This is a genomic window from Bacteroidota bacterium (assembly GCA_008933805.1).
Classification (GTDB): domain Bacteria; phylum Bacteroidota; class Bacteroidia; order UBA8524; family UBA8524; genus SB11.
On record WBUH01000019.1, the window covers coordinates 25,886 to 43,746 of the forward strand.

Below are 17,861 nucleotides of genomic sequence, written 5' to 3' on the forward strand. Positions count from 1 at the left end.
ACCATGACAACGCACGTATTTAGAAAATATAACGGGTATAACCCCAACGAAATAAAATGCTGGACACCCAGCACTGTAATTGACGAAACCAGTTTTGATGTTGAGGATATTGTTTTTACCAGAGGGGCAGCAAAAGCAGGAACCTCCATCCCGTCACCACTGGCGCGTATGGAGTTGTTTGATACCGCATTTAGAATTGTTGCCGATGACCGCAAGGATAACCTAAAAGGTAAAACCATCTATCATCAATTGGTATCAGATATGCTCGATGTGATGCAACTGTTATTTAACATACACGACGAAGAAATAGGACGCGGGAAAAAAATATGGTTTAAAGAATGGCGAGTACGCGAAAATATAGAGAACCTAAAATCCAAGGGGGAAAGCCATCCCAATTATCTGCTGGCAAAATCGTTAGAGCAAATATTTTTCGATGATAAATTTTCAGGCACTGATAGCATCTTCCTAATCTATTATGAGCAGAAACTGTTAGGCGCTACATCGCCCCTCACTATGTTTTTTACCTCGCCCAACTGGGCACGTTATATTTCCGACGGTGTTATTGCCAATGTGCCAAAAAGTATGGACGGTGATGTGTTTTTTGATAACGATTACAGGGCACTGCACGAAAGGGATAAAGAGTTTGTAAAATACATATACAAGCTGCTGCTACAATATCCTACGGCATTTAACAAAGCTGAGGGACTAAGAGCATATATCAACAAAACCATTACTACCCACTTTCCTTCGTGGCGAAACGAATTCGGAGTCCAAAGAGGATCAGAAGAAGGGCAAACCACCATGGGTAATTTATTAGACGGTGATTATGAAAAAATACGAACCAATGCAGACAACAAGCTGCTTACCGTTAATGGCATTTACTTTTATCACCAAAAGCAAGAGGATATTAGAGAACGGATAAAAAACAACAGTGATTTTATAATTAGTGCAACCGTTGAAAAATATGCTACGGAAGAATTTGGAGGCAATAGCTATAAAATTTACCCGCCGCTGGTATTGGTAGATAATATGAATGTTCAGGGGGATTATATGGACAGGAACTCTCCTTGGAACTCAAATAACAGGGTGAAAGAGTTTTATCACAAAAACATTCCACTGTTTGAAAGAAGACTTCCGCTTGGCTTATCATCTACTGTTAACTATCCTTTTATAACCGTTGATGATTTTATTGAAGATGTATTGATAGAGCTACCTTACGCGATTAACTCTTCAAAATTTTTCACCGGTTTTCAAGGCGAGTTTAAATATCTGTTGCCCATCAAAAAAGAATATTTCGATTTTTTCAGGATTGAAGATTTGAAAAGCCAACTTTCAATACATGTTGGGGAAGAACAAGTTAAAGTGAACTTAAAAATCCCAATCAGGAATAAAAAAGGAGTTGAGAATATTCTATTCACGAAAGAATACAAAAGACAAAGTGATGATATTGTACAGCTAAGAGCCGGTATCGGTATTTTTCCTTTCTATCAGATAAACGATACAGACCCTAACCTACAAGCCCTTAATGATTACACGATATTACTGGCTGAACGTGAAGAGAATTCAAAAATAAAATCGCTTGATTTTTATAAATATGTTTTACACTCTTCGTCGGCAACAATTCCTTCAAAAACTCACCAACGCTCTACAGAAACTGATGTAAACACCAACGATTCAACTGCAACCTCCAAGTATTATATGGTTAAAGAAGCCTTTGATTACATGGAGCTTGAGTATGCTATTGGCATAAGTGATACATGTAAAGGTCTTATCATTCCTAATTTTAGTAACAGAACATTTGGTAGAAATAACCTTACCAAGGCCTATACTTTTGCTATTGATTTCGGAACTTCTAACACGCATATTGCCTATAAGGAGAATGATGAGGCGTTGCCAAAACCTTTTGAAGTAGATGATACCGATCAACAAATGGTATTACTTAACCAGCCTGCTTTAAGCAGTGATTTAGGATTTAAGTATAACTATCAGTTTCCTGCCATTGACTTAACATTGCGCAGAGAATTTGTTCCGCCGGTCTTCAGCTCACAAAGCAAACTAACAATTTCATTTCCATTTAAAACGGCCTCCTGTGAAGTTATAGCCTTTAGCAGTGTTGACAAATCAGAAGCCGATTTGTTTAGCCATATTAATATTGGTTATTACATTGATGCTGACGAAAGAAAAGCTACAAACATTAACTATACTACAAATCTTAAATGGTTGTTGGAAAATAATAACGACGATACCAATAAAAGCCGTGTCAAGTTTTTCTTAAAACAATTGCTATTGCAAATTAAAGCTAAAGCCATTATTAATAACGCAAGGTTAGACCATTTAAAGGTGGTTTGGTCTGTGCCGTTGAGCATGGAGCGAGGAAATAGAGCCACCTTAAACAATACTTTGAGAGAAGCTTTTGGTGAAGTGTTTGGAAGAAGTGGAGCAGTATTAACTGCACCAATCCCAGAGTCAATCTCCCCCTATTTTTTCCTTACAAAATCAGAGGCGGATATTCAAAGTACTGCAAACGTAGTTAACATTGATATAGGCGGAGGCACAACGGATATAATGATGTTTATGGAATCATCAGGCAACCGTGAAGACAAGTATTTAACCACTTCGTTTAAGTTTGCAGGAAGCGATTTGTGGGGCGGGGGGTATAAAAGTAAACTTAAGGACAATGGCTTTATTAAAAACTATTTAAATTATCAAAAAGCCAACAACATAAACCCTGAAGAAGTTAAGTATTTTAAGAGGGTTAAAGACGATAGCAATCTTAGTTCTGATGATTTAATTAGTCTGTTGTTTAAATACGATGATAAATTTAAGTTCAGTGATTCAATCACCATCGGTAACCCCAATCTTTCGATAGTACTTTATCTTCATTATAGTGCAATTGTGTATCACATTGTACAGGTGATTGAGCTAAAAAAATATCCTTTGCCACGCTATTTATCATTTACAGGAAAAGGAAGTCAATACATAAAACTGATTTGCGGTGGTGACGAAAACGAACTGCAAGAATTTACGAAGTTGTTATTTAAGTCCTACACTAAGCAACCGCTGCCCGGAAGTTTTAAAATACACTTAAATAACAACCCAAAAGAAATAACGGCCAATGGCTCGGTACTTTACTCATTGGAAAGTGAAGAGGAAACTAATAAATTTAAAAATATTGTTGAGTTTGTCCATCCCGGCTTCAATCCAGAAACTGATATTGAGTTAACCCAACAACTTGTTAATCATGGAAATAATGTATTGTGCGTAGCTGATGCAGTTGAGGCAGGTAGCTCACTTAATATATCCGTATTAAACAATCTGAATACTTTTTTAGAAAAGACCCTAACGAATAAAGAAATAGTTGATTTTTTAGCCGATTTTAAAGTTAAAACCCCCAAAGAAGTATTTGAAGACTTGAAATGGAATGGGGATGCCTTTAATGGGGAAGGCTTAGTTTACGACAGTTTTAAAAAGGTATTAAATGACCTTAAAAAGCTGGACGAAACAAACCAGTTGCCGGAGTCTCTTTTCTTTTTTGCATTGAAAGACTCATTATACCGCTTATCAAAAGAAATCGTAAAGAAATAAGCTACGCTATCATGAAAAGATTAATACCACTAACTATAATACTATTAGGTGCAAACACACTGTTCAGCCAAGTTCCATCGAAACAGACTTTAGACAGTGTTCAATACCAAATAATCCGTGCGACAGTTGATTTTTTGGCCACAGACACAAAAACATTCGGAAAAGTTAAAGGTACTTGTATAAACTGTAATGTAAATGATTATGCAGCCTTAAAAAAATATGCAGACGATAACAAGTTGGCTAAAGTACCTGATTTGATAAATGAATGGAAAAAAATATCTCTTGATACTAGTGAAGCAGGTTGGATGGCTTCAGTAGAAAGTTTCAGAAAGAAAATTCATTATAAAATTGCTGATGGAGAAAAGAAAGAACGCCAAAAATTAATAGGTTATGAGCCCTATAACATTAAACTTGACAGCATCATAAATAGGCTTAATACCCTTACAAAATCTAAACAACCATTGGAACAAGAATCCGCAATAAGAGATGGAGATACTGATGAAATAAGTAAGGCTGAAAGCGATAATGAAGAAGATGGTATTTTATCAAGCTTGAGTGCCTGGCAAAATATTTCCCTTGCTGCGTGCATTGTAATCTCCTTATTGGTGTTGATGGTTAGTTTCCTAACCAATAAAAAAAAGGCAGCAGCACATAACAGAAATGTTGAGAAGCTTACAAAGAAGCATAAAGATGCGATAGCTGAACTACAGAGAGAGAACAAATTATTGGAAGCTGAAAAGAAAAAAATGGACGCTACCATTACTCACTTGGAAAGCGAATTAAAAAACGAACGAGAAAAAAATTACATCAGCAAGCAGCCACAAATTGTTGATGAACAAAAGTCAGTCTCAACTCAAAAGCCTGAAAGTAGAGTAAAATACGCCAGTTATGCTGACCAGGGCGACGGTTTTTCAGTCGGAAGCCTATTAAATCAAAGCAACAGCGAAGCAATATTTGAAATAAGTCTTACCTCTTCAAACACCGCAAGCTATAAAGTCTCAAGCGATAATGCTATTCAACGTTATGCGTTATCAAACGCTGCATTTTTTTTAGGGACTACCTGCAAATACGATACGGAACCTAATAGCCAACAAGGCATAGTAACAGAAAAGCCTGGCGAATTGAAGTTACAGGGCAATAAATGGATAATAACGGTTCCTGCTGTGATAAGTTTTAGATAATTGACAATTGCTAATGCAAACCATCGAAAGCTTAAAGGAGCTGATTAAAGAAACGCTTCTAAAAAACAGGGGCGATTTAAAGTTAAGAGCCCACAAAGAAATTACCAATTATGCTCATCATATAGGGATTGATGGCAGGAAACTCAGTAAACTGATACAGGAGGTAGATGCCTCCATTAACTGGGAATTAATTGCTCAACAAGAAACAAATGTACCAAAGAAGAAAACAAAAGTTTCTAAAACCGCTAATAATGATAATGTACTAACTAAAGAGCCGGAAAGCATTCCTAAGGAAAATTATGATAACGAAAAAGTTGATGCTGGAGAGCTAGTGAAAAACAGGAAAAAAATACCCCTTACGAAAATATACATTGCCGTTTGTTGTGTTTTTTTTGTTTTTGTAGTGTTACAAACCACAAGAAGATCGGCCCCTTCAAGAGGTATTACAATGTTTTCATGTGCGGAGGTATTAAACCTTAGAGAATCTGAAGATACCATTAGCCCTGATAATATTATTGGAAACATTTTCTATGCCGATTCTGTCGAAGTAGTGTCTATAAATAGCGGAGTAGCATATTGTAAAGTAGGTGACCTTAAAGGTTATTTATCTGCAAATTACCTGCTCACCAAGGAAGACTTTTACCTTCTAGACGGAATATTTGCTAATAAAACAGCTCGATTGCTTGTGAAGTCCACAAGGGAAAAAAAAGCACTGCTAAGTTATTACAAATCAAATGGATTAATGAGTAAATTGAGAGATGAGTATGATAGTGGTATGGCTGAAAGTAATATATGGCAATTGTTTGCTGCCCCATCAACTAAGTATTACAATACAGTTATGTATGTTAACGGGTTAAATAACACATCATTGTTACCAGGCTTCGCTTGTATCATTACAAACACTAGTACCAATGAGCGTAGGTTTCTTTTATTTAGCTTCAATATAAATGAGGATCCGCAACTTTTATATGAAGAGTCTGCACCTCAAAGAGGAAACATCAAAACCGTTCAGGAACTTCAAACAGGAGTTTATAAAATCAGATATTCAAGGTAACACTTGTGTTTGTTTTTATTACGATTCTAAAACCCCAACAACACGTTGTTGCAAATCCTCAACACGACGTTTTTGGTTTCTGATGAAGTTTCCACAAGCCTGTTATTCCTCATTCCCCACATACGCCCCCCTTTTGTTTTGGCCATTTTGATACTCATCTTATTCATGTAGTTCACTTTACACTTGAGTTTCATTTTATGGACATTAAAAAGGGTTAATTAACGCTATCATTTACAAAACACATTATTAAAGTTTGTACAGCTTAAATGATGCTTGTGTGCTATCGCACAAAACTCAACGCTCTTTATACAAGTATTATTGAAAGTATGTTTCTAAAAACAACGTGTTGTTGGCTATTGTGAAACGGGCTGTTGTTTGCTACTTTTGTAACCAAGATAGTTAATAGAAACATCAAAACTTAGTCAATAAGGATAACATATAACGTGTCCTGATGATAGTCCCTGTTAGGAAATCGGCGAAAATTTAATAACACGGCGGACTGGCATCCGAGGACATACCCTCAAAAAAGGGTATGTTGCTCAATGCTATTGCCGTGTTGGGTTCTTCGCCGAACCTCCTAACGCAATCAGCAAAGGGTGCATACCCTTTTTGAGTTTTATCGAATACATAAAAACAATACAACAGAAACAGAACAAAAATGTATCTATTGTATAGTTGCACACAGATTAAGAGGAACAAAAATTTCTTAATCAAAATACTTTCAAGGATGATTAGAACAATACTTTTAACACTCGTTATACTACATTCATTGAGTGTGTTTTCCCAAGACATAAAACGCACCGCTATATGGTACTTTGGGCAAAATGCGGGGATAAATTTTAATACAGACCCTCCAACACCACTTACCAACAGTGCGATGAATACAGTTGAGGGCTGTGCCACTATTTGCGATACCAACGGCAACTTGCTGTTTTATACCAATGGCGAGAAGATTTGGAACAAAAACCACCAGATAATGGATAACGGCGATGGTTTATTAGGCAGTTGGGACGCCACACAATCCTCTGTCATTATCCCACAGCCTGATAATGACAGTTTGTTTTATGTGTTTACTACAGATGCCGTTGGCCAAGCTAACGGTTTGCGTTATAATATTGTCAATTTAAACCTTGATAACGGTTTGGGCAGTGTAACCACAAAAAACATCTTACTGCAAACCCCTGTGTGTGAAAAGTTAACCGCTACCCATCACGAAAATGGCAAGGATATTTGGATACTTTCACATGAGTTTGGAACAGATAAATTTTTTGCACATCTGATTACTCGAATGGGAATTCAGGAATGTCCTGTAATTAGCAATGTTGGCTCAATTCATTCTACTGATTTTATTACAAATGCTCAAGGTGCTATGAAATTTTCAGTTAATGGGAAATGGATTGATGTCTCAGTATTTGGGTTTCCACTAAAACATGAACTTTTTAAGTTTGATAAAGTAACTGGTCGATTAAACTTTCAATATACTATATCAAATACATTTTTGTCTTACGCTGGAGAGTTTTCTAAAACTTCTAATTTCCTTTATGTCACAGATAGAAACAAAAATTTATACCAATACGACTTATCACTTCAAAATCAAGACAGCTTAAACAATAAAAGAAAAATAATTTATACCAGTTCAGGTGAAAATCTAAGAGGGGTGCAACTTGCTCCTGATGGGAAAATATATTTAGACATTATAAATTCATCCACCTTAAGTGTAATTAATCGACCAGACTCCTTGGGAGATAGTTCCTATTTTGCCTATGCTTCACAAGGGCTTGGAGGTAAAAGAGCAGAATATAATCTACCAAATTTCATCACCTCCTATTTCCATACCCCTGAAATAGATTTCACTTATCAAACCAACTGCACTAATAATACAGTGCAGTTTACTGAGAAATCAACCGTTCCCATCACCTTCAGTAAATGGCTGGTGATAAAAGAAAACACCCTTATTGATAGTTCAACTCTTTCCAATCCATCTTTTACATTTTCCGATACAGGAACTTACAAAGTGCAACTAATCATAAATACTGCCGATACAGTAACCAAAGAAGTTTTAATAGAACCGCCTTTGATAGCCAAACGCGATACCGTTTTGTGCAACCAATCTTCTTACACCATTTCCATACCCGATAATTACCGCTGTATCATGTGGCTGGAAGGACAAGACACCAGCCGCTACACCGTTTACAAAACAGGCATTTATGTAGTTTCAGCTTACAATACCAAAGGCTGTTATGTAACCGATACCGCCAAAGTAACTTTTAGTTACATAGGTAAACCCAACATCCGTAAATCCAACGACACCCTATATACCGACAGCAGTGCCGCCACCTACCAATGGTATTACAACGGTCAGCCTCACAGCAATACACAAAGCATAAAAATCACCCAAAACGGCACGTATAAACTGACAGCTACCAATGATAAGGGATGTAGCAATACTTCCGATAATTTCGGGGTATCCGGGTTAGGGATTAAAGACATTGAACATTCTTCTTTTACCATTTATCCCAATCCTTCGTCGGGTGAGTTTATTATTAAAACCCAACAATATTTAGTTTATTCGGTATCCGTTATAAACGCTTTGGGACAAGTAGTATTTTTTCAAAATACCATCTCAGACCCGCAATTAACCGTTCGACTTAACCGTGCAGGATGTTACCTGATTAAAATTACCGACAATTTAGGAAACACCTACTTAAACAAACAAATCATACACAACTAACTAACAACAGCTTATGACCAGATTTTTATCGTGGGTGGGAGTAGTGTGCCTACTGCTCACCACGGGCTTGCTGCGCGCGCAAACCGAGAGTTGCGCCAGCGAATGGCTTCAAACCCACTACACCAACCAAGACACAGGCTTTTACCTGATGAAAAAAGCCATTGGTAACCGTGTTCAGCACTTCCGCCAACACAAAAACGATATCAATACAGGGTTTAACCCCGGTAGCGGTAGCGGTAACAACCTTTCGGCAGGCTGCAATCTTGCCCGCTTTATTATCCCTGTTGTGGTGCATATTGATACTACGGATAATGCAGCCAACATTACCGATGCACAAGTACAACATCAAATAGACATCCTGAATACCGCATTTAGCGGTACCGAAATACAGTTTTGTTTGGCCAAAAAACGACCCAACGGTACTTCATTTAACGGTATCAACCGTATAGCAGGCAACAATACAAGTAATAGGCTAACCTTGCAAATAGGCCGCCTTGCCCAACTGGCCTACTATAACCCCGTCCAATACCTTAATATTTATGTGGTAAAAGACATACTTACTGATGCTGGGGCATCTACAGGGTATGCAGGGTATAATGCCATCTACCCCGGCCAAAACGGTACTGACGGGGTAGTGGTACGCTACAATTATTTTGGCAATGCACAAACCTGCACCACAGGCTGCAATACGCTGGTCTCTTATTCAAGGGGGTTCACATTGGTACACGAAGTAGGCCATTATTTGGGGTTACTTCACACTTTTGAGGGCGGATGCAATGGCGGAAATACCGCTGCCACTTGTGGTTCACAGGGGGATAATTGCTGCGATACCCGCCCCCAACCGCAGCTAAACAACTGTCCTACCGTCAACCACACCAATTCGTGCCCCACCTACCACCTGAGCATTGACGAAAATTTGGAGAACTACATGAGTTACGCCAAAGATACCTGCCAAAATAATTTTACCGCCAACCAAATAGAGGTAATGCACAGTACGCTGGAAGGGCCGCGCAGTTACTTAGGCAGCCCCCTAAACGTAAATACCAAAGAACTGAGCTGCTGCATGGGCAGCGCATTTTTTACGGCCAGCAACAACTTATTGTGTTTGACAGAAGTGGTTACCTTTACTGCCTACCAATACACAGGCAGCACTAAGTACCGTTGGATAATAGCCGATAGTACTGGCAGTGTGGTAAAAGACACCACCCTTACCAACAACCACATATATAGTTATACGTTTAGCCAAAATAACCGATATACGGTTACCCTGAAAGTAATATTCGGCAGTAATAACGATACCATCACCTTTGGTCGCACGGGGTTTATTGAGAAAAAAAATTGTGGCACTCCTTTGCAAAGCATACACGCCAACTGGTATTTCGGAAATTTTGCGGGACTAAATTTTACTACTGCTGGTGCAATTAGGGATTTAAATCCAAAGTTTAGAGACCCTATAAACGTCAACACACAAGAAGGTACTTATGGAATCAGCAACCCGTATGGCCGTTTGTTGTTTTATGCTGCCGCAAGGCCAAATTTCGACTCTTTATTTAATTATCAACCCCAAGTAGATGTATATAACCGAAATTATGCAAGAGTCTCCAACGGGCCTTTACACGGTTTCGGGGATGCTTCACAAGGCGGTGTAATAGTTCCTATGCCGGGCAATAAAAGCAAATACTATATCTTTACCGTATCTGAATTAACAGGTTTTCATTATTCAATTTATGACACCACAGTAAACTCAGGGTTAGGGAACATTGATACCAACTATAGAAATGTTCCTGTTCCGGCTCCGAGCGGCTCTGTAAACATATATTTCAAAGGGGACAGCACTCATAGTGTTGGGGAAATTATTACCGCTATTCCCAAATGTAACGGTAAAGATTATTGGGTGATTGTAGGCGATGTTTCTGTCCTGACTTATACACCAAAATTCCCAAATTATTCGAAGTTGGTGGTGTATTCTTTAGACAGTTTAGGACTTTCGTTTCATAGTGTCTTACCCTATACCGTTGAAACAAGAGGTGGCTTAAAAGCCTCTCCTGACGGTACAAGACTTGCAGTACCTCCCTATATATTTGATTTTGATAAATCAAATGCTACGGTCAAAATTCACAGTAAAATACCTGCAACAACTATGGGTGCAGGTGCCCTTTGGAGCGGGTCTTTTAGTCCAAACAGCAACGTATATTATCATCTTCAAAGAATAAATGACAATGTATCTAAGTTAGTGCAGGTGGATTTGTTAAACCCTGACACCTTAACTGCGTCAAAAGAAATTTTAACGTATTACAACCCCTATTACATGGCCTTGCAACTCGCACCTGACAATAAAATCTACGTAAGCCGTTTAGGGGTAGGTCAATTGACGGTCATAAATAATCCTGATGAAGTGGTAACCAGCGCAGAACCTAACAAATGCGGGTTTACCGATAACGGTCCTATGTTGTCGGTAGGAGGTTTAGGCGGCGAATGTTCAGAAGGATTACCCAACAACGTAGATGCAAAACTACCCTCAGAAATCCCATTGGATTTCGTACGCATAGACAGCACTTGTTTTAACGTCCGCTTCCGTCCCAACGAATGTTGTGCAACCTCTTATAAGTGGCACTTTGGCGATGGCGACAGCTCATCATTGCGTGAGCCTAATCACACATACGGAGATACAGGCTTATATACCGTTTCCCTCAAAATCAACGGCACACAAACCGTACAAAAAGACATTTTTATAGGTATCCGTTCCAAAATACAGGATGAGGACACCGCCTGCGTACTTGACAGCAGTATTGTTAACTATACCATAACTCACTACGATGATAAAAATACCTATTCGTGGAGTGTAATAAATGGCGCATCTATGGTTGGCTACAATAATACTCTTGCGGTAAACTGGTATGCAAACACAGGTAAAGTTGTTCTGAATATGAGTAACTTCTACAATACTTGTACTGCTACAGATACACTGGCTGTCACCCCAATTTTTCTAAGTGCCAACACTATTTGGCCTGACACAGCATTGTGTTCAGGAACACCATTACATATTTTGGGCAATGTAACTACATCAAACATAGGTACAGTTTCCTACCAGTGGCAATACAGCAGTGATGGGGTAACATGGAACATCACAAATGCAGGTGATACCCTACAAGAGCTTTCGGGTTCTATTCAAGATACCACCCTATGGTATCGTCGGGTAGCAAAACATAGACTTAGCTATTGTCAATTTACCAGCAATTCTGAAAAAATCATCTACAGACCCCGTGCATATATTCAACGCCAACCACAGAACTCAATAGCCTGTCCCGGAGGTTGGAGAGAATTTTCCATTGGTGTAGAAACACCCCCGGGAGTAACAGTAACCTCAACATGGAACTTCCAGTTTAAAAACGCTACAGGTTGGAATTACTTGTTTTATATAGGCGACACTATTCGTGATTGGCCGACAACCACAGCATACGATAGTGCAAAATACCGCTGTACCGTCAGTACCCCTTGCGGTGCCCTTGTTTCCGATACCGCGTATGTTTTAATTGAAAAAAATCCAAGTATTACCAACCACCCGCAAACCCAAACCGTATTGGAGGGAGACAGTGCGATTTTTACAGTTACCAGTACTGCATTTAAACCCTATTATACATGGTATCAAAGCACTAACAACGGTCTTTCGTGGGACACTATCCCCAGTGGGCATAATGATACATTAGTAGTTCGAAATGTTACAGCTTGTGACCATAAAAACTTGTATCGCGTAGCACCTACCATTTGTCTCAACGAAACCAGTGATTCAGCGACGATTAATGTAATTACCCAAATTGATTTATGGTCAAAAGACGGAGCGGCAGACACAGGTGCAGAACCTAACATCGACACTGCCCGCGATTATTGGGGCAGTCCAGACCTATGGAACTGCTGGCCTTCTCAGGGCTGTTCTACCCATAGGTCTCCCGAGTTTATGAACAGTGGATGGAACTACTTAAACGCAAGGGTACGGAACAAGGGTACACAAACCAGTGGTCGTTTTGAGGTAAAAACCTATTGGACATTGGGCGGGTTTTACGAACAGTGGCCGTTAAGCTGGCACTACGACACCATAAACAATGGGTTTTATGACTCAATTACCATGAAACGCTACCCGATGGGCGGTGAGATTGGTGCATACACCGACTCTAATCTGACAACGGGGTCTTCGCAGGTATATGAATTTCAATGGTCTCCACCCTACCCTGGATGGTACGCACAATCCCCTTATTTTGGCAGCAATAATATTTCGCACCCCTTGTGTGTATTGTCCCGGATAGTAACTTGTCCCGATACCCCGTTTGGTATGACATACCCTGAAATAATCCCAACTGGTGAAAATATGATTAACAATAACAACATTGTGACCCGCAACACGGAAGTGTATGATTCTATCGGCTTTAACAAGACAACGCCCGAATGGATATTGCGCATGGGTAACCAATGGCCTGTACAACGTAAAATCAGGCTGACAATCGAGAACCCTGTTACTAATTTTTGGGATTTGGGGTATTACGTAGTGCAACTTGACCCGATGCTTTACAATGCTTGGGAGGAAGGCGGCTCCAATGGGGAAGGATTCAACATGGATGGAAATACTTTTGTGATAACAGACGATGGGTTTTTCCTTGATAATATTACCCTTGAGGCAGGACAGTGGGGTTGGGCACATTTCCAATTCCGATTACACGAAGAAACGGTTATGGACGAGGACAGAGGACAGCAGATGTTTAGCTTTGTGCAGCATTCCGCACCTATTGGCTATGAAGAATATGAACCCGATGGCGGCTTTAACTTCTTATTAAACCTGTTACCCGAACCTCCACCGCACATTGACTCTTTAGAGTTCACTATATCACCCAACCCTGCGGATGTGGATTTTATCACCGTGGATATGGATATGAATTTTGCCACCTCAACGGCAGTATTGGATATATTGGATACTTGGGGTAATCCAATGATTAGTACTTATTCATTAGGGTCGCTGAGTGTTGGCAACAACAACAGGACGATATACATAGGAGGCGTAAGTGCCGGAACTTATACGGTTGTTATTACCGCTAACGGTAATACTTACACGGAACCTATTATTATCCTTAATCATTAATTAATAAAATCAACTCCAATAGCAATAGATAGCTAAAAGCCAATAGCTGCGTCGGGAGGCGCGGCTATTTTTTTTGCCTTTCATTTAGTCTGTCGGGCTTGTCTTGTCTATTAAACTTATCATAAAAGAATAAGTATTAATAACAATATGCTGGCTAGTTGAATAATAAAAAGCATCATTCCAAGCATAGAGAACACCATTCCCAATATTGCGAAAACAGTTCCGTCATATTCTTCTGAGTGCTTAGAGATTTTTACAAGAGCAACTATTGCAGCGATGAACGCAACCATTCCGAAAACAAACCCCATGAGACTAAACAGCGAAAAAGGGAAACCCCACACCAATAATGGTGCTGCCAGCCCTAAAGCAAAAGAGAAATATGCCAGCCAGTGGGTTTCTTTCTCCTGTTCGGAGGTGTTAGGGCTTTTTTGTTGATGTCTATTATTACGTTCTTTAATTGTTTCCCTGTTATTTGCCTCTTGTTTTTCTTTTGAAGTGTTGGGCAGGAAGGAATGGGAGGTATTGACCGTTTCTCTTTTTTCTATTCTGCCATGATAATACGAAGTGAAAGAAATAACAATACTATCCTTAACCTCTTGATTTTGTGATTGACGAATGGGTAATGTATCTGTGTTAGCAATCGGTGCATAGTCTGTCAGCTTATTGGGTCTGACTCTCTTTTCTGTTTTTCGGTTTTCTTTTTTGACATCTCTTTTGAAGTAGCTGTAGTGGCTATAACGTTTACCTGAACAGCCTGATAGAAAAAGGCTAACCAATGCAGTATAAAGTAGTATTCGTAGTTTCATACAGGCAAGCTATTGATATGCCTATGAAACAAAATGGTACATTTTGCAAGAAGGGCGGGAATAATTTGCAAAAAATGCAAATTGTGATTTCACAAACAATATTCGCAATGAAATCTTTACCAAGCAGCTTGCCTACATTTTAACCACCTCTGAAAACCCCAATGGTTCGGCAACCATTTTAAGAAGTAATTGCTGCCTTCGCTATTTGGTAGAACCCGACCCAAAGGAACAAATGGCACTCACCGTTGTCGTATCTTTGGAGTTAAAACCGCTCTATCAAAACAACTGAGGTGCTGCACCTATGTTGTACCCAAGATAAAAAACACAAATTTTAATATTATGTAATAATTTGATTACAAGCATTTTAATTGTAAATTTTAAAACAACAAACGAACTTGTTTCAGAATCTCACTCTGTGTTAACCTTGAATGGGTAATGCGATGCCGACCTTCGTCGGCAATAAAAAAGCCCCTTCAAAAACTTGAAGGGGCTGGCAAAGCTATGCTTTTCTAAATCCTATTTATATTTTTCCGTCAAATAAACATTTGCATACTCTTCGGCTGCGTCTGGAGAATCAAACAAAATGGGTTTACCATGCTCATTTTTAATAATTTCACCCAAAATCATTTTAGGGTCATTAAGATTGTAAAAACATAAGTATTTATCTGATTGTATATAAGCATTCTGATCTTGTTGGTAAACAAGAGGCGGTTCAACAGTTACCCAAATGCTTAAACCATTAATAATAAGTTCTTTTGACATAATATTATTTCACTTCTTCGTAGTCAACATCGGTTACGTTGTCTTTACCGTCGCCTGCACCTGCGTTAGCACTTGCATTTGCTCCGGGGTTACCTTCGGCACCACCTTGCGCATTGTACATATCCTGGCTGGCAGCTGCCCAAGCATCGTTCAGTTTTTGCATGGCAGCATCAATACCGGTGATGTCTTTGTTAGCGTGCGCCATTTTAAGGTCTTTCAAGCCTTCTTCAATCACTGATTTTTTATCGGCAGGTATTTTATCACCGTACTCTTTCAACTGTTTTTCAGTTTGGAAAGCAAGGCTGTCGGCTTGGTTCAATTTGTCCACTTCTTCGCGGGCTTTGCGGTCAGCATCAGCATTCGCCTCTGCTTCGCGTTTCATTTTTGCAATTTCCTCTTCGCTCAAGCCGCTGCTTGATTCGATACGGATTTTTTGCTCTTTGCCTGTGCCTTTGTCTTTTGCGCTTACGTGCATAATACCGTTAGCGTCAATATCAAACGCAACCTCAATTTGTGGAACACCGCGTGGGGCAGGAGGGATGCTATCCAAGTGGAAGCGACCCAAAGTACGGTTATCACGTGCCATCGGACGCTCGCCCTGCAATACGTGAATTTCTACGCTGGGTTGGTTATCGCTGGCAGTACTAAATGTTTCAGCTTTTTTAGTTGGGATGGTAGTGTTGGCTTCAATCAGTTTGGTAAATACACCGCCCATAGTTTCGATACCCAACGATAGCGGGGTAACATCCAACAACAACACATCTTTTACTTCACCGGTTAATACACCGCCTTGAATTGCAGCACCAATAGCTACTACTTCATCAGGGTTAACACCTTTGCCGGGTTCTTTACCGAAGAATTTTTTAACAGCGTCTTGTACAGCGGGGATACGAGTGCTACCACCCACCAAAATCACTTCGTCGATATCGCTAACTGTTAAACCTGCATTTTTCAATGCGCTGCGGCAAGGAGCAATGGTACGGTCAACAAGGTCGCTTACTAATTGTTCAAATTTTGCGCGGGTAAGGGTGCGCACCAAGTGCTTAGGCACACCGTCAACAGGCATAATATAAGGCAAGTTAATTTCGGTTGAAGTAGTGCTTGAAAGCTCTATTTTAGCTTTTTCGGCAGCTTCTTTCAAACGTTGCATTGCCATTGGGTCTTTAGTCAAGTCAGCGTTTTCGTCGCGTTTAAACTCGTCAGCCAACCAGTCAATGATTTTGTTATCAAAATCATCACCACCCAAGTGGGTATCACCGTCGGTTGATTTTACTTCAAATACACCGTCACCCAATTCAAGTACAGAAACGTCGTGAGTACCACCACCGCAGTCAAATACCACAATCTTCATGTCTTTGCTGCGTTTGTCCAAACCATAGGCAAGGGCAGCGGCAGTAGGCTCGTTAATGATACGTTTTACTTCAAGACCTGCAATTTCGCCGGCTTCTTTGGTTGCTTGACGTTGTGCATCGTTAAAGTAAGCGGGTACAGTAATAACGGCTTCTTTTACTTCGTGACCTAAGAAATCTTCAGCGGTTTTCTTCATTTTTTGAAGTACCATGGCCGATATTTCTTGTGGTGTATATAAACGGTCGCCAATTTTAACACGCGGAGTGTTGTTATCGCCTTTGGCAACTTGGTAAGGGATACGTTTAGTTTCTTCTTTAAGGTTATCGAAGGTTTGACCCATAAAACGCTTGATAGAATAGATAGTGTTTTGAGGGTTTGTGATGGCTTGGCGTTTGGCAGGGTCGCCAATTTTGCGCTCACCATTATCTAAAAATGCAACAATGGACGGAGTGGTGCGTTTGCCTTCGCTGTTGGCAATTACCACGGGCTCGTTACCTTCCATTACGGCTACACAACTGTTGGTTGTGCCTAAGTCAATTCCGATTATTTTTCCCATTTTATTTCGTTAATGTTTTTTAGTCAGGATACATTTTACAATAGCAGTGCCATTGCGTTTGTGCTGACAATTTGGGGCGAAACGGCAGTAATTAGTCAGCGTGGATAGTAATGATACTGACAAGTGCTGACAGAGTGGCAGTATTGAGTGCTAAATAAAAAAGTCCGACTGCAACAGCAACCGGACTTAGTTGTAAAAAGTATTTGTAGTGGCTTACCACCAGCCGTAATCCCAGTAGTCGTCTTCAGAGTATACTGTAATCTCACTGCTACCAAAGTATCTTTGGTAAGTATTGTTTAAGTAGCCGAACACTTCAACCTTGTATTCACCAATGCTAAACGCATTCATTTCCATCCAGTAACCGTAATAATCGGGGGTTATGGGGTATTCAAATTCACCTTGGTATACCCAGTAATCATCGTCGCTTGAGCCGTTTACATAATCTCTAAAGTATGCCTTCACTTTCATTTTATTGCAGGTAACCGGTTTTATGTCGTCAACAATTATGTAAAAAGGAGTACTTTCAACAGCATCAAACAAAAACACATCCCCGTAAATTGGGTTCTGCATACTGTCTAATTCGCTTGCTATTGATACTGTTTGAGCTTTTATGGCACCAAAAGAAAGCACAACAAAAGCCAGTAAGAGGATTTTTTTCATAGGTAAGGTTGATTTGAACCCAAAACTAAAGTTTTTCATCTGATTTTT

Annotated in this window: 9 protein-coding genes; 5 read left to right on the forward strand and 4 right to left on the reverse strand. The window is 39.6% G+C overall.

Annotation, left to right across the window (positions count from 1 at the left end):
- Nucleotides 1–3 precede the first annotated feature (3 nt).
- The 5 genes from F9K23_16095 (at nt 4) to F9K23_16115 (ending at nt 13,679) form a co-directional block, all read left to right on the forward strand.
- Nucleotides 4–3,585 (forward strand): hypothetical protein, encoded by a 3,582-nt coding sequence (locus F9K23_16095; GenBank protein ID KAB2913763.1) that lies wholly within the window; start codon nt 4–6, stop codon nt 3,583–3,585.
- Between the two features lie 11 nt (nt 3,586–3,596).
- Entirely contained in the window at nt 3,597–4,766 is a 1,170-nt protein-coding gene (locus F9K23_16100) for a hypothetical protein (protein KAB2913764.1), read from the forward strand.
- Nucleotides 4,767–4,779: 13 nt separating this feature from the next.
- Nucleotides 4,780–5,820 (forward strand): hypothetical protein, encoded by a 1,041-nt coding sequence (locus F9K23_16105; protein KAB2913765.1) that lies wholly within the window; start codon nt 4,780–4,782, stop codon nt 5,818–5,820.
- A gap of 658 nt (nt 5,821–6,478) precedes the next feature.
- Nucleotides 6,479–8,551 (forward strand): T9SS type A sorting domain-containing protein, encoded by a 2,073-nt coding sequence (locus F9K23_16110; protein ID KAB2913766.1) that lies wholly within the window; start codon nt 6,479–6,481, stop codon nt 8,549–8,551.
- Between the two features lie 13 nt (nt 8,552–8,564).
- Nucleotides 8,565–13,679, forward strand: coding sequence for a T9SS type A sorting domain-containing protein (locus F9K23_16115; protein ID KAB2913767.1), 5,115 nt, complete (start codon nt 8,565–8,567; stop codon nt 13,677–13,679).
- A 119-nt stretch (nt 13,680–13,798) separates the two neighbouring features.
- Here F9K23_16115 and F9K23_16120 read toward each other — a convergent pair whose 3' ends face one another.
- The 4 genes from F9K23_16120 to F9K23_16135 all read right to left on the reverse strand — a co-directional run bounded on the left by F9K23_16120 (nt 13,799) and on the right by F9K23_16135 (nt 17,813).
- Nucleotides 13,799–14,485 (reverse strand): hypothetical protein, encoded by a 687-nt coding sequence (locus F9K23_16120; GenBank protein ID KAB2913768.1) that lies wholly within the window; start codon nt 14,483–14,485, stop codon nt 13,799–13,801.
- Nucleotides 14,486–15,001: 516 nt separating this feature from the next.
- The gene (locus F9K23_16125; protein KAB2913769.1) at nt 15,002–15,247 is read right to left on the reverse strand and encodes a hypothetical protein; all 246 of its coding nucleotides are present in this window, start codon (nt 15,245–15,247) and stop codon (nt 15,002–15,004) included.
- Between the two features lie 4 nt (nt 15,248–15,251).
- Entirely contained in the window at nt 15,252–17,153 is a 1,902-nt protein-coding gene (dnaK, locus tag F9K23_16130) for a molecular chaperone DnaK (protein ID KAB2913770.1), read from the reverse strand.
- Nucleotides 17,154–17,366: 213 nt separating this feature from the next.
- Complete coding sequence (locus F9K23_16135) at nt 17,367–17,813, reverse strand: hypothetical protein (GenBank protein KAB2913771.1); 447 nt, start codon at nt 17,811–17,813, stop codon at nt 17,367–17,369.
- Between the last annotated feature and the right edge of the window lie 48 nt (nt 17,814–17,861).